The sequence below is a fragment of the Pseudomonas sp. A014 genome (assembly GCF_052378495.1).
GTDB lineage: Bacteria > Pseudomonadota > Gammaproteobacteria > Pseudomonadales > Pseudomonadaceae > Aquipseudomonas > Aquipseudomonas machongensis.
Genome location: NZ_CP199001.1, coordinates 2,141,402 through 2,158,865 on the forward strand (window position 1 = coordinate 2,141,402; position 17,464 = coordinate 2,158,865).

Annotated in this window: 21 protein-coding genes and 1 tRNA gene; 8 read left to right on the forward strand and 14 right to left on the reverse strand. The window is 62.7% G+C overall.

Translation table 11 applies throughout. The features are described 5' to 3' along the window. Positions 1–4: 4 nt before the first annotated feature. The 8 genes from ACTYOL_RS09905 to ACTYOL_RS09940 form a co-directional block, all read right to left on the reverse strand. Positions 5–964 carry a glutathione S-transferase family protein gene (locus ACTYOL_RS09905; RefSeq protein WP_444757844.1) on the reverse strand — a complete coding sequence of 320 codons (960 nt, stop codon included), beginning with the start codon at positions 962–964 and terminating at the stop codon, positions 5–7. Between the two features lie 97 nt (positions 965–1,061). Then, on the reverse strand, positions 1,062–2,060 hold the full coding sequence (locus tag ACTYOL_RS09910) for a glycosyl transferase family protein (RefSeq protein ID WP_153773018.1): 999 nt from the start codon (positions 2,058–2,060) through the stop codon (positions 1,062–1,064). 8 nt (positions 2,061–2,068) lie between these two features. Continuing rightward, the gene (locus tag ACTYOL_RS09915; RefSeq protein ID WP_054892321.1) at positions 2,069–2,404 is read right to left on the reverse strand and encodes a TusE/DsrC/DsvC family sulfur relay protein; all 336 of its coding nucleotides are present in this window, start codon (positions 2,402–2,404) and stop codon (positions 2,069–2,071) included. Then, the gene (gene tusB / locus ACTYOL_RS09920) at positions 2,401–2,697 is read right to left on the reverse strand and encodes a sulfurtransferase complex subunit TusB (protein WP_153773019.1); all 297 of its coding nucleotides are present in this window, start codon (positions 2,695–2,697) and stop codon (positions 2,401–2,403) included. Before tusB ends, ACTYOL_RS09915 begins: the two co-directional genes overlap by 4 nt. Continuing rightward, positions 2,697–3,056 carry a sulfurtransferase complex subunit TusC gene (gene tusC, locus ACTYOL_RS09925; RefSeq protein WP_065864358.1) on the reverse strand — a complete coding sequence of 120 codons (360 nt, stop codon included), beginning with the start codon at positions 3,054–3,056 and terminating at the stop codon, positions 2,697–2,699. The genes tusB and tusC overlap by 1 nt, the downstream gene beginning before the upstream one ends. A 1-nt stretch (position 3,057) precedes the next feature. Next, positions 3,058–3,450, reverse strand: a complete 393-nt coding sequence (tusD, locus tag ACTYOL_RS09930) for a sulfurtransferase complex subunit TusD (RefSeq protein WP_200603739.1) — start codon at positions 3,448–3,450, stop codon at positions 3,058–3,060. Between the two features lie 86 nt (positions 3,451–3,536). Next, positions 3,537–4,916, reverse strand: coding sequence for a nucleobase:cation symporter-2 family protein (locus ACTYOL_RS09935; protein WP_197891402.1), 1,380 nt, complete (start codon positions 4,914–4,916; stop codon positions 3,537–3,539). Positions 4,917–5,102: 186 nt separating this feature from the next. Then, on the reverse strand, positions 5,103–5,774 hold the full coding sequence (locus tag ACTYOL_RS09940; RefSeq protein WP_054892316.1) for a Bax inhibitor-1/YccA family protein: 672 nt from the start codon (positions 5,772–5,774) through the stop codon (positions 5,103–5,105). A gap of 124 nt (positions 5,775–5,898) precedes the next feature. On the opposite strand from ACTYOL_RS09940, the gene ACTYOL_RS09945 reads away from it, so the two are divergent. Next, positions 5,899–5,986 (forward strand) — tRNA-Ser (locus ACTYOL_RS09945). A gap of 285 nt (positions 5,987–6,271) precedes the next feature. Here the strand turns inward: ACTYOL_RS09945 and ACTYOL_RS09950 are convergent. Both ACTYOL_RS09950 and pdxR read right to left on the reverse strand, forming a co-directional pair. Next, positions 6,272–6,508, reverse strand: coding sequence for a hypothetical protein (locus ACTYOL_RS09950; RefSeq protein ID WP_232233450.1), 237 nt, complete (start codon positions 6,506–6,508; stop codon positions 6,272–6,274). Between the two features lie 98 nt (positions 6,509–6,606). Then, on the reverse strand, positions 6,607–8,034 hold the full coding sequence (gene pdxR, locus ACTYOL_RS09955) for a MocR-like pyridoxine biosynthesis transcription factor PdxR (RefSeq protein WP_444757845.1): 1,428 nt from the start codon (positions 8,032–8,034) through the stop codon (positions 6,607–6,609). 125 nt (positions 8,035–8,159) lie between these two features. Between pdxR and ACTYOL_RS09960 the strand changes: the two genes are divergently transcribed. From ACTYOL_RS09960 to ACTYOL_RS09970, 3 genes are read left to right on the forward strand one after another with little or no spacing between them, the layout of a single operon-like run. Next, positions 8,160–8,591, forward strand: a complete 432-nt coding sequence (locus tag ACTYOL_RS09960; protein WP_197891406.1) for a cupin domain-containing protein — start codon at positions 8,160–8,162, stop codon at positions 8,589–8,591. Position 8,592: 1 nt separating this feature from the next. Beyond that, on the forward strand, positions 8,593–9,054 hold the full coding sequence (locus ACTYOL_RS09965) for a carboxymuconolactone decarboxylase family protein (RefSeq protein WP_444757846.1): 462 nt from the start codon (positions 8,593–8,595) through the stop codon (positions 9,052–9,054). Further along, on the forward strand, positions 9,051–9,152 hold the full coding sequence (locus ACTYOL_RS09970; RefSeq protein ID WP_444757847.1) for an NAD-dependent epimerase/dehydratase family protein: 102 nt from the start codon (positions 9,051–9,053) through the stop codon (positions 9,150–9,152). The genes ACTYOL_RS09965 and ACTYOL_RS09970 overlap by 4 nt, the downstream gene beginning before the upstream one ends. A gap of 152 nt (positions 9,153–9,304) precedes the next feature. On the opposite strand, the gene ACTYOL_RS09975 is transcribed toward ACTYOL_RS09970, so the two are convergent. Then, positions 9,305–10,336, reverse strand: coding sequence for an alpha/beta fold hydrolase (locus ACTYOL_RS09975; protein WP_444757848.1), 1,032 nt, complete (start codon positions 10,334–10,336; stop codon positions 9,305–9,307). A 251-nt stretch (positions 10,337–10,587) separates the two neighbouring features. Between ACTYOL_RS09975 and ACTYOL_RS09980 the strand changes: the two genes are divergently transcribed. The 3 genes from ACTYOL_RS09980 to ACTYOL_RS09990 all read left to right on the forward strand — a co-directional run bounded on the left by ACTYOL_RS09980 (position 10,588) and on the right by ACTYOL_RS09990 (position 12,148). Next, the gene (locus ACTYOL_RS09980; protein ID WP_200603742.1) at positions 10,588–11,079 is read left to right on the forward strand and encodes a GNAT family N-acetyltransferase; all 492 of its coding nucleotides are present in this window, start codon (positions 10,588–10,590) and stop codon (positions 11,077–11,079) included. Positions 11,080–11,121: 42 nt separating this feature from the next. Then, positions 11,122–11,487, forward strand: a complete 366-nt coding sequence (locus tag ACTYOL_RS09985) for an SH3 domain-containing protein (protein WP_200603743.1) — start codon at positions 11,122–11,124, stop codon at positions 11,485–11,487. Positions 11,488–11,953: 466 nt separating this feature from the next. After that, positions 11,954–12,148, forward strand: a complete 195-nt coding sequence (locus ACTYOL_RS09990) for a hypothetical protein (protein WP_063544312.1) — start codon at positions 11,954–11,956, stop codon at positions 12,146–12,148. A gap of 126 nt (positions 12,149–12,274) precedes the next feature. Here the strand turns inward: ACTYOL_RS09990 and ACTYOL_RS09995 are convergent, their stop codons facing one another. Next, on the reverse strand, positions 12,275–13,174 hold the full coding sequence (locus tag ACTYOL_RS09995) for a LysR family transcriptional regulator (RefSeq protein ID WP_054892692.1): 900 nt from the start codon (positions 13,172–13,174) through the stop codon (positions 12,275–12,277). 100 nt (positions 13,175–13,274) lie between these two features. On the opposite strand from ACTYOL_RS09995, the gene ACTYOL_RS10000 reads away from it, so the two are divergent. After that, positions 13,275–14,033: a sulfite exporter TauE/SafE family protein gene (locus tag ACTYOL_RS10000; RefSeq protein ID WP_054892693.1), complete on the forward strand. Its 759-nt coding sequence runs from the start codon at positions 13,275–13,277 to the stop codon at positions 14,031–14,033. Position 14,034: 1 nt separating this feature from the next. On the opposite strand, the gene ACTYOL_RS10005 is transcribed toward ACTYOL_RS10000, so the two are convergent. After that, positions 14,035–15,453: a diguanylate cyclase gene (locus tag ACTYOL_RS10005; protein ID WP_444757849.1), complete on the reverse strand. Its 1,419-nt coding sequence runs from the start codon at positions 15,451–15,453 to the stop codon at positions 14,035–14,037. A gap of 146 nt (positions 15,454–15,599) precedes the next feature. After that, a complete protein-coding gene (locus ACTYOL_RS10010; protein ID WP_054892695.1) occupies positions 15,600–17,432 on the reverse strand; it encodes an SLC13 family permease in 1,833 nt (610 codons plus the stop codon). Positions 17,433–17,464 lie beyond the last annotated feature (32 nt).

The following is a 17,464-nucleotide window of genomic DNA, read 5'->3' on the forward strand; positions in this document are numbered from 1 at the left end:
GATTTCAACCCTGCCATATTCCCTTGCCCGCCAACCGCTCACGATCATGGGGCAGCGTGAAGTCCTGCAATGGCCCCTTGGGCACGATGCCGTTCGGGTTGATGGTCTTGTGGCTCATGTAGTAGTGCTTCTGGATATGCTCCATATTCACCGTCTGCGCCACCCCCGGCCACTGATAAAGCTCGCGCAGCCAGTTGGAGAGGTTCGGATAGTCCGCCAGTCGTCGCAGGTTGCACTTGAAGTGTCCGTGATACACCGCATCGAAGCGCACCAGCGTGGTGAACAGCCTTACATCCGCCTCGGTCAGGTATTCGCCTGCCAGGTAGCGCTGTGTGTCGAGCAGCGCCTCCAGGTGATCCAGCTCATTGAACACCTCATCGAACGCTGCCTCGTACGCCTCCTGGGTGGTGGCGAAGCCTGCGCGATAAACGCCGTTGTTCACCGCCGGGTAAATGCGTTCGTTGAGTGCATCGATGGTGGCGCGCAGTGGTTCGGGGTAAAGGTCCAGACGGTTGCCGGTCAACTCGTCGAACGCGCTGTTGAAGATGCGGATGATTTCCGCTGATTCGTTGTTGACGATGCGCTTCTCTTGCTTGTCCCACAGCACGGGTACCGTCACCCGTCCGGTGTAGTGCGGATCATCCAAGGTATAGCGTTGATGCAGGTACCGGAGAGCGTCGAGATGATCGCCGGTCGAGCCTTGTGCGGTGTCGAAGGTCCAACCATGCTCGCCCATCAGCCAGCTCACTACAGAGACGTCGATCAGTGGCTCCAGGCCCTTGAGTGCGCGGAGGATCAGGGTGCGGTGCGCCCATGGGCATGCCAGCGAAACATACAGGTGGTAACGGCCTGCTTCGGCCGCAGGTAGCGCATTTCGGCGCTGGGCGTTTTCGCGGCGGAAGGCGCCATCCTTGCTGTTCTGGTACCACTGGTCATGCCAGCGGCCGTCGATCAAAAGGCCCATGTGGAGCTCCAATTACAAGTCGTTTGTCGTTGGAGCTCAGTCTAGGGCATACCGTTCGAATAAATAGCGCAAATATCGCCGGTCATTGATCGAGTGATTAGATGTTTCGGTTTGACCAGAACGTGCGCGCGGTGCTGAACGCCAGTTCGCGATCCTGGCCCAGACCGCGCAGCGCCAGGGCCATGGTCGCGACTACTGCCAGCTCGCCATAGCTGTCCTGCGCCGCGCCGCGCCATACCGCCAACAGATGCTCAGGCTCAAGCTTTGCCGGCTTGACGTGGCGTTGTGCGCTTAGCGCGGGCCATTCTTCGTCCCAGGCCTCGCTGCCAGTAGTGCCGTACAAGTGACTGAGGACATCGGGGTTCACCTCGATCTCGCCGCCATCACCTTTGATCACCAGGGCGTGATCGCCGAGCAGGCGGCTGGCTTCGCGGTGCACGGCCTGGTAGCCGGGGTGGAAGATGCTTTGCAGGCCGCAGCGGGCGCCGAGTGGGTTGAGTACACGGGCCAGGGAGTGGATCGGCGAGCGCAGGCCCAAGGTGTTGCGCAGGTCGATCATCCGCTGCAACTGCGGCGCCCAGTCCTGCAACGGGAAGAAGGCCAGTTGCTGCTGGTCCAGGCTGCTGGCCACCGCTTGCCAGTCGCGGCACAGGGGGATGTCCAACAGGGTGAGCAACTGTTCGGTGTACAGGCGCCCGGCCGTGTGGGCGCCGCCGCCATGCATGAGAATACGCACGCCGTTGCCAGCCAGGCACTTGGCGGCCAGCAGGTACCAGGGCAGGTGGCGCTTCTTGCCGGCATAGCTTGGCCAGTCGATATCCACGGCGATCGATGGTGCTTGCAGGTGGCTGCGCAGGGCTTCGGTGAAACCAGCCAGTTCCTCGGCACTTTCCTCCTTGTGCCGCAGCAGCATCAGGAAGGCGCCCAGTTGGGTGTCTTCGACTTTCCCTTCGAGCAGCAGTGTCATCGCCGCGCGCGCTTCCTCGCGGGTCAAGCCCCGTGCCCCTCGCTTGCCCTTGCCAAGAATGCGCACGAATTCGGCGAAGGGGTGTTCGGCCGGGGTTTCCAGGGTCAGGGGGCTTGGGCTGTCGGTCATCGGCTCGGTCATATGCAGTTGGTCGGCTTGGGCAGGCCCGCCAGCTTGGCGGCCAGTTTGGCGGGGGTGCCGTTGAACAGACGGTTCAGGTGCGGGCTGTTGCCCTTGTCCGGGCCCAGCTTCAGGGCGGTGTACTTGATCAGCGGACGAGTCGCTGGCGAAAGCTGATATTCGTCGTAGAACTGACGCAGCAGTTCGAGGACTTCCCAATGGTCCGGGGTCAATGCGATCGCTTCACGAGCGGCCAGGGCTTGGGCGACCTCGTGGGACCAGTCCTGCAAGTCGACCAGGAAGCCGTCCTTGTCCAGGGCGATCGAGCGATCGCCGACAGTCAGGTTGCTCATAGCCAGGTGTTGACCTTGTCGTAGTGCAGCGAGAGCTCGACGAAGGCGGGATAGTCCACGGCCTTTGCCAACTCGCTGGGGATTGCGCGGGCCTGTAGGTCTTCTTCGAGGGCGAACAGGCGTTGCTCCAGGCCTGCAGCGTGCAACACCCGGTAAGGTTCGCTGCCAGGCTTGAGGGCGTAGGTTGCATCGCCGCACAGCAGCAGCGCGTCCTGGGTGTCCAGCAAACGCAGGCAACTGGCCAGGCGGTCGTCGCCGAAGGGCGAATGGCTGATTACATGCAAGGTCATCATCAGAGGGTCACCACCTGGTCGAAACGGGCGATCAGTGCGCGCAGCGCTGCATCGTCGAGAACCTGTACTGGCAGTTCCAGCGTGCTGCCGTCCAGCCCGCGCTGCTGGAGGCTGTGCGCGCAGGCGAACAGTTCCTCGACCCCGAACATCGGAAGCGCCTGCAGGTTGGCGGCAAGGTTCTTCTGCTGCAGCAGCGCCGGTTGTTGGCTGCTGGCGAGCTGGAAGACACCGTCGTCGAGAAACAGCATGCCCAGCGGCAGGTCGAAGGCGCCACCGGCAAGCGCGATATCCAGCGCTTCGCGGGCGGATGGCCCATTCCAAGGCGCCTGACGGCTGATGATCAACAAGGATCTGGCCATTTCAATCGCCTCCGAAGCAGACCAGGCGGTCTGCCATTTGCGCAGCTTCGTGCAGTTGCCCAAGGCCGGACAGCTCCCAGGGTTTGGGCAGGTTCACGGCAGGGCGCTGGTAGCGGTTGGCTTCGGCCTCGTCGAGCACGCCACGGCGCAATGCTGCGGCGATGCAGACCACGGCATCGAGCTGATGGTCGCTGACGAAGCTGCGCCATTGCGCCGCCACATCCTGTTCATCCTGCGGCGCGACGACGTTGGCCGAGGCGCTGTGCACCCCATCCTGATAGAAGAACAGTCGGGTAATCTCGTGTCCGCCGGCCACGGCCGCCTCGGCGAAGCGCAGCGCGCGGCGCGAGGAGGGCGCATGGGCCGGAGAAAACACCGCGATGGCGAATTTCATGGAAGGCTCGTGCAAAGAAATGCCGTCATGATAAAGCAAAAAGCCCGCACCTGTAGGCGCGGGCTTTTGTCTGCCTGCAACGATGGTCAGGCGCGTTCCTGGCTCTCTGGCAGGAACCAGTTCAGCACCAGGGCGCAGATGCCGCCGGTGGCAACGCCCGACTCCAGTACGTTACGCAGCGCCGCCGGCATGTGCGCCAGGAACTCCGGCACCTGCGCCACGCCCAGCCCCAGGGCCAGCGACACGGCGATGATCAGCAGCGCCCGCCGGTCCAGGCGGGTGCTGGCCAGGATGTTGATCCCTGATGCCGCCACCGCACCGAACATCACCATCGCAGCGCCACCCAGCACAGGCTCCGGCACGGCCTGGATCACCCCGGCTACGCTCGGAAACAGCCCCAGCAGTACCAGCATGAGCGCGATCCAGACACCGATATGACGGCTGGCGATGCCCGTCAGCTGGATCACCCCATTGTTCTGCGCAAAGATCGAGCTAGGGAAGGTGTTGAACAGGCCCGCCAGCAGCGAGTTGGCACCGTTGACCAGCACCCCGCCCTTGATCCGTTGCATCCACACCGGCCCTTCGACCGGCTGGCGCGACACTTTGCTGGTGGCTGTCACATCGCCGATGGCTTCCAGCGAGGTCACCAGGTAGATCACCAGCATCGGAATGAACAGCGCCCAGGAGAAGCCCAGGCCGAAGTGCAGCGGGACCGGCACCTGGAACAGCGCGGCCTCGTGCATGCCAGTGAAGTCCAGGCGCCCCAGGTAGCCTGCCAGCGCATAGCCCACCGCCAGCGCGATGACGATGGCGCAACTGCGCATCCACACCACCGGAATCCGGTTGAGGAGCACGATGATCGCCAGCACCACGCCCGACAGCAGCAGGTTCTCGCCATTGGCGAAGGTGCCGTTGCCCATGGCCGCGAAGCCACCGCCCATGCTGATCAGGCCAACCTTGATCAGGGTGAGGCCGATCATCAGCACCACGATGCCTGTCACCAGCGGGGTGATCAGGCGCTTGATGAATGGCAGGATGCGCGAAACGCCCATCTCCACGAACGAGCCGGCGATCACTACACCGAAGATCGCCGCCATCACGCCTTCGACTGGCGTACCCTGCTTGACCATCAGCGCGCCACCGGCAATCAGCGGCCCGACGAAGTTGAAGCTGGTGCCCTGGACGATCAGCAATCCCGCGCCGAATGGCCCGAAGCGCTTGCACTGAACGAAGGTGGCGATGCCCGAGATCACCAACGACATCGACACGATCAGGTTGGTGTCCCGCGGCGAAACGCCCAGCGCCTGGCAGATCAACAGGCCGGGAGTGACGATTGGCACGATGATCGCCAACAAGTGCTGCAGTGCTGCCAGCAGGCCGATCAGTGGCCGCGGCTTGTCCTCGAGGCCAAGGACCAGTTCGTTGGCAGGCGCCGTCGCGCCCGGCTCGTGTTCGAGTGAACTCATGGGAAACCGCCCCGAAGAAAAAAGGAGCGCATTCTACGGGGCCCGACGGCGAAGGGGTAGAGGTACGTCTTGGCCGGGCTGCTCTTTGTTTCTTTGTGGAGGTGGGGGGGCGTGCAACCCTAAAAGCACCCGCCCACAAAAAAGCCCGCCGAAGCGGGCTTTCCTGAATCGTCCAATCGCTAACGATCAGTCGTCACGACCCATGATGCCGAACAGCTGTAGCAGGCTGACGAACAGGTTGTAGATCGATACATACAGGCTGATGGTCGCCATGATGTAGTTGCGCTCGCCGCCATGGATGATGGCGCTGGTCTGGAACAGGATGCAGACCGACGAGAACAGCACGAAGCCAGCGCTGATCGCCAGTTGCAGGCCGCTGATCTGGAAGAAGAAGCTCGCGACCACGGCACCCAGCAACACGAAGAAGCCCGCGGTGATGAAGCCGCTGAGGAAGCTCATGTCGCGGCGGGTGATCAGCACGTAGGCCGACAGGCCGCCGAACACCAGAGCGGTCATGGCGAAGGCCGAGCTGACCACTTCAGCGCCACCGGCCATGCCGAGGTAGCGGTTGAGGATCGGGCCGAGGATGAAGCCCATGAAGCCGGTGAGGGCGAAGGTCGAAACCAGGCCCCAGACCGAGTCACGCAGCTTGGCGGTGAGGAAGAACAGCCCGTAGAAGCCGATCAGCACCACGAAGATGTTCGGGTAACCGACGCGCATCTGTTGAGCGACGAAAGCCATCACGCCGCTGAAGGCAAGCGTGAGCGCCAGCAGGCTGTACGTGTTGCGCAGGACCTTGCTGACCTCCTGCTGCTCGACCTGCTGGCCGTGTTGTACGGCGTAATCCTGTTCGCGCATGGCGACACTCCTGTGGGTTTGAAACGTTCAGATGCAAAGATCATAACAGAGCCTCTGCAACGGGCGACAGAGAGAGTTTGACAGCGTGTTTCATTACGGTATGATTGCCGCCGCAAAACAAGCTGGAAGCGTGGCCGAGTGGTTTAAGGCAACGGTCTTGAAAACCGTCGATGGGCAACTATCCTAGAGTTCGAATCTCTACGCTTCCGCCATATTCAAAGCCCTGATTATTCAGGGCTTTTTGCGTTTCTGGGGTAGAAAAAACTTTCCGAAGCGCTTCCGACACGTTACTTTGTCGGCAGGTTTCGCCAAGAGCCCGCTAGGTGGCGCTCCCCGCACGTTATCTGTTCTTTGGTTTGCCCCAGCAGCAGTTGCATGGTCCAGATCGATGGATGTCCGAAGCTGCGGCTGGTCAGTAAATTTATACATGTGGCGAAGCTTGGAGCGGCTACGCGAGAGCCGCTTCGCCGGAGTCTTCGCGGTCAGTCGACGCTTGTCTACCCTTCAGGCAAGCTCACACCGCATATGAAATCATCCGATCCTAGTCGGTGTGCGCCATACTCCACGACGTAGTCATCTCCCCGGCGTTGCGCCTCCATCCTGGCGGTATTTCTGTCGGCGAAGACGTCGACAAAGTGCCAGGGATGTCGATCCCTCAGCACTCCCCAGCCAAGCACCCAGCCCTCATTGTGAGGATCGGGTGGAAGATTTTTTGCCAAGCTGCGTAGGGTCATGACCTCTCCTTGGAGTAGCCGTGTGACAACGCCAAGGCCCTTCGTGAACGCTGCAGTTGATCTTGCCAGTGTAGACGGCTGATGGCCAGGGCCAGGGTCTATAGCCCACCCCCATCACCCTCCACAAACCGCCCAACAATCTCATCCAGCCGATCACAGCACCGCTCCAGCTCTCGCCCCGAGCTGGTCGCAATACCAAGCAGAATCCCGCTGCTGGCCCGCGCCTGGTCCAGATACCACGGCGACAATGCCCCAGGCGACATGCTGAACATCGACGCCTCTCTGACAATACTCACATCCGGCGTCCCAGCCGGCAGTCGCAGCAGTACCGCCAGCCCGGCGGTGCAAATGTCGGCGCCCAGTGGCCTTTCTTTCAAGGCGCTGAGCAGTTCGTCACGCTGGCTGCGGTATAGGCGTTTCGCCCGTCGAAGATGGCGCAGGTAATGCCCCTGCTGCATGAATTCCGCTGTGGCCAGTTGCACGGCCGGGCCCGGCGCGGGGCTCAGGCAGGCGGCGACTTCGCCGAGCCTGGGGGCCAGTGCCGGTGGGGCGATGAGGAAGCCCAGGCGCAGCGCGGGGCTGATGGTCTTGCTGAATGAGCCGATGTGCACCACGCGGCCATTGCGGTCGAGGGAGGCTAGGGCGGGTGCGGCCCTGGACTCCAGTTGCAGCTCGCTGAGGTAGTCGTCTTCGATGATCCAGGCGTTGTTCTGCGCGGCCCAGTCGAGCAGGTTCAGGCGTCTGGGCAGGGACATCGTGACGCCCAGTGGAGCGTGCTGTCCGGGGGTGACCAGGGCGACGGCGGCATCCGGCGCCAGGCGTCGGCCTTGTTCGACGTCCATGCCCGATGCGTCCACCGGGACGGGAACCGGCACCAGCCCGGCGAGCTCCAGGCCTTTTCGGGAGAACGGAAAACCGGGGTCTTCGATCCAGGCCTTGCGGCCGCCGATGCCCAGTGTCTGCAGAAGCAGGCCGAGCCCGCCGGCAAAACCACTGGTGATGATCACCTGTGAGGGCAGGCACTCGATACCTCGGGCGATGGCCACATAGGCGGCCACCACCCGACGCAGTTCCAGTTCGCCCCGTGGGTCGGGGTACTGGATCGAGCCGCGCATCTCCGAGCGCATGGCATGTGAGCGGATTTGGCTGAACAGCCTCGCAGGCAAGCTTTCATGGGCCGGAACACCGAGCTGGAAGATTGCGGGGCCTGCGGTGAACTCGCGGTACAACTCCATGAACGGGGTTTCGCGCGGGGGTGTTTCTTCGCGCGCGGGGAGTGCTGGCCGGTCGCAGACGCGTGTGCCATCCGCCCGTGAGGCGACCACGAGCTGGGCGTCCACGAGCATCTCGTAGGCGGCGCGCACGGTGCCGCGCGATACGCCCAACTGGGCGGCGAGGTCCAGCCAGGAGGGGAGGCGTGCGCCAGGCTTGAGTACGCCGGATTCGATCGCGGCACCGATGCTGGCGCGGATCTGCTCGGTCAAGGGTGTTTTTGCAGCGCGGTCGATGCTGACGTTGAGCGGCATGAGTATTAGGCCTGGACGCGACGAGGTAGCCGCCTGGTACATGTAAAAAAGGTATTTTTGGTGCTTTTTAATGTACCAGATAGCACCGAGACTGACGTTGCCATTCATTCCACGAGGAACTCTCGATGAAGCGTTTTTCGCTCACGGCTACCCTTTTTGCCGGCGTCCTGTTGGGCGCTTCGCTGACGGCCCAGGCGCATGGTGTTGGCGAGGTAGTGACGCCCAACTTCGAACATGCCATTCCCAACGTTCCGGGCAAATCGCTGGTTGCGGTCGAGGTGGACTATGCGCCGGGTGCTCAGTCGCCTTCGCATGTGCATGCCCAATCGGCATTCATCTACGCCTATGTCGTATCGGGGGCCATCGAGTCCCAGGTCGATGATGGCCCCAAGCAGGTCTTCAAGGCCGGCGAAAGCTGGTACGAGAACCCCGGCGCGCGTCATACCGTGAGCCGCAATGCCAGCAAGACAGCGCCTGCGAAGTTGCTCGCGGTCTTCATTGTCGATAGCGATGACAAAGCCCTCACCACACCTGTCGCACACGCCGGGGAGAAGTAAGATGACCAACCGACTCGATTACAACCAACTGGCACCCGGTGGGGCAAAGGCCCTGGGAGGGGTCTACGCCTATGTCATGCAGAGCGGCCTCGATGCAACGCTGGTAGAACTGGTCTACCTGCGGGTCTCGCAGATCAACAACTGCGCCTATTGCCTGGACATGCATACCCGCGACCTGATCAAGAAAGGCCAGAAGATCGAGAAGATCGCTCTGGTCCAGGCCTGGGCAGAAGCGGGCGATCTGTTCGATGCGCGCGAGCGGGCGGCACTTGCCTGGGCCGAGCAGGTCACGCGAGTGGCCCAGACCGGTGTGCCGGATGACGCCTATGAGGCCGCTCGCGGGGTGTTTGCCGAGCGTGAGCTGATCGACCTGACGATCGCCATCAGCCTGATGAACGCCTACAACCGTATGGCCATCAGTTTCCGCAACACGCCCAAGGCCGTCGAGGAGCTGGCGCGATGAAAGTGTTGATTGCCGGCGCTACCGGTGCGGTGGGGATTCCGCTGGTACGGGCGTTGTGCACGGCAGGTCACGAAGTGACGGGGATCACCCGCGCCTGAGTCGGTGTGGACACGCTGCGTGGCATTGGTGCCAGGCCAGCGGTGGCCGATGGGATCATCGACCAGTTGCCCCTGCTCCTGGCCAAATGACCTGTTGTCCTGCGCACAAAGCCCTGGCATGCCAGGGCTTTGTGCGGATGTGCCAGGGCCGGTCAAAGGTGGTCGGCATCCACCACCGCCTGTGCGAAGGCGGCAGGTGCCTCCTGCGGTGGGTTATGGCCGATCCCGCCGGTCAGCAGGCGATGCTCGTACTTCCCGGTAAAACGTTGCCGATAGCCGTCTGCCGGCGGATGTGGTGCGCCGTTGGCGTCGCCTTCGAGGGTGATGGTCGGTACCGTGATTGCGGGGAACTTGGCCAGTTTCGCTTCCAGCGGGTCGTATTGAGTCTCGCCCTGCGCCAGGCCCAGGCGCCAACGGTAGTTGTTGACTGTGATCGCCACCTGATCAGGGTTGTCCAGCGCCTTGGCACTGCGATCGAAGGTGGCATCGTCGAATGCCCACTTCGGCGAGGCGAGCTGCCAGATCAGCTTGGCGAAGTCATGACGATTCTTTTCATACCCGGCGCGGCCGCGTTCGGTGGCGAAGTAGAACTGGTACCACCATTGCAGCTCGGCACTGGGCGGCAGCGGGGCCTTGGCGGCCTCCTGGCTGCTGATGAGGTAGCCGCTGACCGAGACCAGCGCCTTGACCCGCTCGGGCCACAGGGCCGAGACGATGTCGGCGCTACGTGCACCCCAGTCGAAGCCTGCGAGCACGGCCTTTTGTACGTGCAGAGCGTCCATGAAGGCGATCACATCGCTGGCCAGGGCCGAGGGTTGAGCGTTGCGGGGCGTCTTGTCGGAGAGGAAGCGGGTGTCGCCGTAGCCACGAACATAGGGCACCAGGACGCGATAGCCCTTGGCGGCGAGCAGGGGCGTCACGGTTTCGAAGCTGTGGATGTCATAGGGCCAGCCGTGCAGGAGGATGACTACAGGACCGTCGGCGGGACCCTGTTCGACGTAGGCGACATCCAGCACGCCGGCCTTGATGTGCTTGAGCGGGCCAAAGCTGTCGTGTGCGGTTTGCGTGCTTGGGGCAGCAGGCGTTGGGTCTGCGGCGAAGGCTGCGCCTGTGGCAACGAGGCTCAGCGGCATCAGTACGGCGGCGAGCAGGGCGGGGTATCTGAAACGGTGAGGGCTGGACATGGACATTTCCTTGGCTTGGCCGTGGTGCGGGGGTGGCACCAGTAAAATGTCGGGGTGTATCAAGGATGTGTCTGATGATGTTGGGTGTGGTTTTCCTACGTATCTGCGCTGGGTTTTGATACGTAAACATACAAAGGCGTGGTGCACAGGTAATGCTCGGTTAAGCGGGGTGTGACGTGTGATCGCGGTGCGAAGCTGAGCCGCTGCGGTTAGGATGTCGTCCTCTGCTTATCGAGACGCGGACCTACCCCATGAATACGCCTGTTTTCCGCCCCGCCACGCCTTCGGATGTGGACCGCTGCTATCACATCGAAACCACCGCCTACGAGGGCGACGAAGCGGCCACGCGGGAGAAGATTGCCACGCGCATCGACCAGTACCCGGAGGGTTTCCTGGTGCTGGAACTGGACGGCCAAGTGGTGGGTTTCATCAACGGTGGTTGTGCCCACGAGGTGGTGATGTCCGATGAGGCGTTCAAGGAACTGGTCGGGCACGATGCTCAGGCGCCCAATGTGGTGATCATGTCGGTGGTGGTCGATCCGTCGTTTCAGGGGCGTGGTTTCGCCGGGCAACTGATGACGCGCTTCATCACGCAGATGCGTGAACGTGGCAAGGCGACCATTCACCTGATGTGCAAAGACCAGCATGTAGGGTTGTACGAAAAGATGGGATACGAGTACGTAAAACCCTCCAGTTCCGATCACGGTGGCATGGCTTGGCATGAAATGGTCATGAGCCTCTGAACGACTGCCAGGACTGATTCTTCTATAGCCAGGGAGCGGCATATGAAATACGTGGTGATCGAAAGCCATCGCAGTGAATACCCTCGACCCATCAGCTTCGCCCGAGGGACGTTGTTGCAGATCGGGCAGCGTTACGAGGGCGAGGAAGACTGGCAGGACTGGTACCTGTGCAGTTGTGAGGGGCAAGAGCCAGGCTGGGTACCGGGGCAACTGATCGAGCGGCTGGGTGTTGGCCAGGGGCGGGCACTGGAGTCGTACTCGGCCTATGAGCTGGACGCTGATCCCGGGCAGGTGATGGTGGGGCTGCGGCGCTTGAACGGCTGGCTCTGGTGTCGGCGCCAGCGCAACGGTGAGCTGGGGTGGTTGCCGTTGGAAAAGTTGCGACAGTGGACTGAACGATCAATCTGATATGCTTTTTTTCCAGCAACCTGAATCTGTAACCGTATCAGCCAAGGCCTGACAATGCCCCTCAAGCCCAGCCGTACGAAGCGGTATGCGCTGGGCGAGCGCGGCTGCACCGTATCCCTGACGGGCAGCTCTGCCGTTCAGTCCCCACTTTGTCGAGGTTCCAATGGGCAAGCTTGCGTTGTTCCTGGGTGGTTTCCTGATGCTGACGATCCTGATCGGCTTGCTGGGTACCATCCCGCCGGGCTGAAATGCCCGTCCAACTTCTCCGAGCCCGTCTACCCGTGAGATGGGCTCGATGCGTTTTACCTCCTGCTACGCCTCTCATCGACTTTCCGTCGGCTTCTTGTTGATATTTATTCTTGTTTGATGACCGCTCGTGTAATCTCCCGCGGCCGTTTTCGGCCCCTGAGCGTGGGGGCGTCTGGAGTTTTGGCTTGACGGCAGCCCACCTGTCTCGGAGTCGTACATGGAAAGCAAGAAGGGCACTGCAGCGATGCTGGAGTGGCGGGAGCGGTTCGTTGGCACAGGTATCGCCAGCGAACGGGATTACGAGCAGGCACTGGTCTGTGCCGAACAACTCGAGCAGGCCGGGGCGATCAACGTTGGCGAGTGGATCGAATTGGTCAAGCTGGCAAATGCTGCACTGGTGCGTGTGCGATAAGTCGTTATCTGGCCTCGGAATTCTGTCCACAAAAAACGTGGGTAGGTCTGTGGATAAAACGCTACAAGCCAGGAGTGAAGCGGCCTTTGTTAAATTGAGCAGAATTTGTACAGCACCATCTGAGGGTCAGGGACGCGCACGCCGCAGCGCCTGCAGCAGTTCACGGACCCGAGCCGGTTGTTCGCCTGGCGGATAGAGCGCATGCATCTGTGGATCCTGGCCGCTGCTGGAGGTCAGGTGATACGCCGGACATACCCGCAGCAAGCGCCCGGCCTGCACTTGTGGTTCGCCCAGCCAGTCGGCGAGGCGGGCGATGCCGGCGCCTGCCAGCGCGCTTTGATACACCGCAGTGCCAGCGGACAGACGCAGGCGCGGACGTGGTCGCAGGCTGGTGATCTGGCCGTCGCGGCAGAAATGCCAAGCCTTGAGGATGCGCGGAGCGGTGTGCAGGATCAGCGCATGGCCGCTCAACTCCTCGGGTTCCAGTGGCAAGCCGTGTTGCTGCAGGTACGCCGGGCTGGCGTACAGGTGGCGGCGGTAGTTCCACAGTGGGTAGCCGATCAGTTCGCTTGACTGGGGAAAGGCGCCGCGCACGACGAAATCGAACTTGCCTTGCACCGGGTCCAGAGCCTGGTCGACGAACTGTACGTCCAGGGTTACCTGGGGGTGACGCTGGGAAAAGTCGGCGAGTACCGCTGGCAGTACTTTCTGGCCTAACAGCTCGGGCACTGCGAAGCGGATCCAGCCTTGTGCCGAACCGCTCAGCGCCGCCAGCTCATCGGCGGCATCACGTTGCACCTCCAGCAAGCGTTGTGCATGTGGCAGCAGGTGTTCACCGGCTTCGGTCAGGGTAACGGCATTGGCACTGCGATTGAGCAGGCGGGTGCCAGCGTTGTCCTCCAGTGCTTGCACCGCGCGGGTTACGGCGCTGGGGGAGCGCCCCAGCGCGCGGGCGGCGGCAACGAAGCTGCGCTTGTGGGCGACGCTGACGAAGGCTTGTATTTCGCGCAGCATGTCCAATGCCATGGCGAGTTCCTCATTGCGGTTTGTGCAATATGGCATTTCAACACAGGTGCGGCCATTTGATTAGGCTTTCCGCACGCTCTCCCTGCCTGGAACCTTTCAAATGACGGATATCGTCCTGTTGTCCCTGTTCGCTTTCGCTGCCGGATTGATCGATGCTGCGGTCGGCGGCGGCGGGCTGATCCAGATTCCTGCATTGTTCAATGTATTGCCCGGTGCTCAACCGGCAGCGCTGCTGGGCACCAACAAGTTCGCGTCGGTGTGCGGCACGGCTTTCGCTGCGCGCTCGTTCATTCGCAAGGTCAGTCTCGACTGGGGGCTGATCGTGCCGGCGATGGCCAGTGCCTTTGTGATGTCGTTCGTCGGGGCTGCGACCGTATCGTTGGTCCCTCCCAGCGTGATGCGCCCAGCGGTGCTGGTGCTGATCGTATTGATGGCGATCTACACGTTCTGCAAGAAGGACTTCGGTGCCGTGCACACACCGACGCGCATCGGCCGCAGGGAACAGTGCCTGGCGGTACTGATCGGCGGTGCCATCGGTTTCTATGACGGTCTGTTCGGCCCTGGCACGGGCAGCTTCCTGATCTTCCTGTTCATCCGCTTTTTCGCCCTGGATTTTCTCCACGCCTCGGCGTCGGCCAAGCTTGTGAACATCGCCACCAATCTCGCAGCGCTGGTGTTCTTCGTTCCCTCGGGTAACGTGCTGTGGGCCATTGCATTGCCGATGGCGGTGTTCAACATCCTGGGGGCTTTGACGGGTACCTGGCTGGCGGTACGCAAGGGGGCAGGGTTCGTGCGCGGGCTGTTCCTGGTGCTGCTGTGCGTGCTGATCGGCAAGCTTTCGTGGGACCTGATCGGCTGATTCAGACGACCTGGCGCTGGGCCTGCTCGACACGGTTGCGGCCATGGGCCTTGGCGCGATACAGCGCCTGGTCGGCGTCGGCCAGCAAGGCATCAAGGTCGGCTATCGGTTGGCTATCGTTGCAGCCACTGACACCGATGCTCACGGTGATACGCAGTGGCACCTCGCCTTGCACCATCTGCAGGTCCTGCACGGCCCGGCGCAGACGCTCGGCAGTGAACGCGGCCTGTTCAGGAGCCAGCCCCGGAACGACGATGACGAACTCCTCGCCACCCAGGCGAGCGAACAGCTCGCCGTCGTGCAGCTGGTCCTGCAGTGCCCTGGCGCATTGGCGCAGGACGTGGTCGCCGACAGCGTGGCCATGGCGATCATTGATGGCCTTGAAGTAGTCGATATCGAGCATCATCAAGGTCAGCGGCAGCGCCTGGGCATGCTGCTGCCGGCCTTCGAGCAGGGCGTTGGCCTGGCGAGTGAAGGCGCTGCGCGTCAGGGCGCCGGTCAGGTGATCGATGGTCGCCTGGTGCGCCAGGCGCGACAGCAGGGCGCGGTTGGCATTACTCACGCAGGCCACCACCAGCGGCCCGAGCACCAGCATGGCGATGCCCAGGCGAGCCGACATCAGCGCAGTGACGCCAGGCTCGCTCTGCGGCACGCTGAAATGCATCAGGTTCTGGGCTACGGCAACGATGAGGGTGCTGCCCGCTGTCAGGGTCAGCAACGAAAGCATGAAGGGGGAGTAGCTCAGGGCGCACCACAGCAGCGCAGAAATGGGGAAGGCGATTGCGCCAGGGCCGCCGAAAACGATACTGAGCACCAGCGACGCCAGCAGCACCAGCAAGGGTGCCAGTCGCACAGGCAGCCCTCCGCTGCGCACCAGAGCCGGTAGCGACGGCGCAGTGAGCATGATCGGCAGCACGAGTACGCTGGTGGAGAACTGTTCGCTGAACCAGGCCAGCCAGGTGGCGCGCAATGACTGATCGAACCAGGGCGCGGCCATCACGCAGGCGAGGCTCGCAGCCACCACGGCCCCTGCGGCACAGGCAGCGAACACGCGCAGTACGCCGTGAGGTGTACGCAGGCGCCGGTGGGAGCGGGGCAAGTGCGCCAACAAACGCCAGAAGGTGACGATCGCACCGACGTTGCACAGGTTGAACCACAGGGCCGGGCGCCACTCGCTGCCACAGATCAGGTCGGCACTGACCATCGCCACGTACATCAGGGCCACGCCCAGGATACTGCCCTGGCGGGGATGGCGCAGCAGCACCCCGGCCAACACCGCATTGACCGGCCAGAACAGCGACAGGGATTCGATCGGCCTGGCCAGGATGCCGCCCAGCGTCAGGGCGAAGGTCAGGCCAAACAGGATCAACGGAGGCAGCAGGCGCGACTGGGCTGAAAACACCATGGGCTCGACCGACAAGCGGAAACGTAATCCAGGACGACTACAGCGAACACCTGGGACACATGGCTTGCAGTGTGGTTCATGAAACGAATTGATGTCAATTGGATATTAGTTTGTGCCGATCCTCCCTGATATTTCAGGTTTGGTACAGGTTTTCAGCCGGCTCACTGCAACCCGAAGAACCAGGGCACCATCACCACGGTCACTCCCATCACCAGCAGGGTGAAGGGCACACCGATCTTGACGAAGTCGGCGAAGCGGTACTGGCCTGGGCCGAGCACCAGGGTATTGACCGGCGAGGACACCGGCGTCATGAAGGCTGCCGAGGCGGCCAGGGCCACGGTCATGGCGAAGGGGTACGGTGACATCCCCAGCTGTTGCGCCGTGCTGATTGCAACCGGAGCCATGAGCACTGCCGTAGCCGTATTGGAGATGAACAGCCCGATCACTGCGGTGAGGGCGAACAGGCAGGCCAGGATGGCCAGCGGGCCGGCGCCGCCGAGCAGGCCGACCAGCCCGGTGACGGCCAGGTCGATGCCGCCGGTCTTCTGCAGGGCCAGGGCGAAGGGCAGCATGCCGACGATCAGTACCAGGCTTTGCCAATGGATCGCGCGGTAGGCGCTGTTCATGTCGATACAGCGCCCGGCGCCCATCAACAGGCAGCCGATCAGCGCAGCGAGGACATTGGGTACCAGGCCGCTGACCATCAGTCCGACCATCACCGCCAGGCTCAGCAAGGCGTGCGGAGCACGGGCGCGCGCAGGCGCCACCTGATCGACTTCGGCTGGCAGGCTGAGTACCAGGAAATCGCGCGGCTGACTTTGCAGCTGGCGCACGGCCTTCCAGGGGCCGATGACCAGCAGGGTATCGCCCAGGCGCAGTTTCTCTTCCACCAGTTGCTCATCGACCGCGTTCTGCTCGCGGCGCAGGCCGACCACATTGAGGCCGTAGCGACTGCGAAAGGCCAGCTCCAGGATCGTCTTGCCGATCAGTTGCGAACCGGGCGGCAGCGAGACCTCGGCCATGCCCACTTCCTGCGATTGATCGATGAAGTAGGCGGCCTTGAAGTGCAGGGGTTCCAGTTGCATGGTCTGGCACAGGCTGCGCAGATCGTCGCGATTGGCGAAGAGGTCGAGCAGCAGCACATCGCCCTGTTGCAGCAAGGTGCCGGAGTCGGCGGCGATCACCCGGGTGGTGAATTTGTGCTGGCGCTCGATGCCGACCACATTGGCGCCATGGCGGGTACGTAATTCGAGTTCGCCAAGGGTATGGCCGATCAGCGGCGAATGTGGACGAATGCGCAGCCGCCGCTCGCGGCCGCTGAGTTTGTAGTCCAGCACCAGGTCGAGCAGGGTGCGACGGCTTTCGCTGCGGCCGTCCTTGCGCACCTCGCCGTTGAGCCAGCGGCGGGTCAGCAACATGTAGCCCACACCCAGCACCAGGATGACCAGGCCGAACGGGGTGAAACTGAAGAAGTTGAAGCCCTCCAGCCCATGGCGTACCAGCTCGCTGTGCACCACCACGTTCGGTGGCGTCGCCACCAGGCTGAGCATGCCGCTGATCAGGCCGGCGAAGCTCAGCGGCATCATCAGGCGGCTTGGCGAGCGCTTTTGACGCGCAGCGATGCTCAGCACCACCGGGATGAAAATCGCCACCACCCCGGTCGAACTCATTACCGAGCCAAGCCCGGCGACTGCGACCATCAACAGCACCAGCAAGCGTGCCTCGCTGTTGCCGGCGCGTTCGCTCATCCAGTCGCCGATGCGGTAGGCGATGCCGGTGCGCACCAGGCCTTCGCCGATCACGAACAGCGCGGCGATCAGCACCACGTTGGGATCGCTGAAGCCGGCCAGGGCCTGCTCGACGGTGAGGATACCGGACAGCGGCAGAAACAGGATCACCAACAGGGCAACCACATCCATGCGCGGGCGGTTGAGGATGAACAGGGTGACGACGATGGCCAGCAGGCCGAGGACCAGGAGCAGGTCGGAAGACATGGGGCAGGGTGATCCTTCACGGGTTGGGGCTG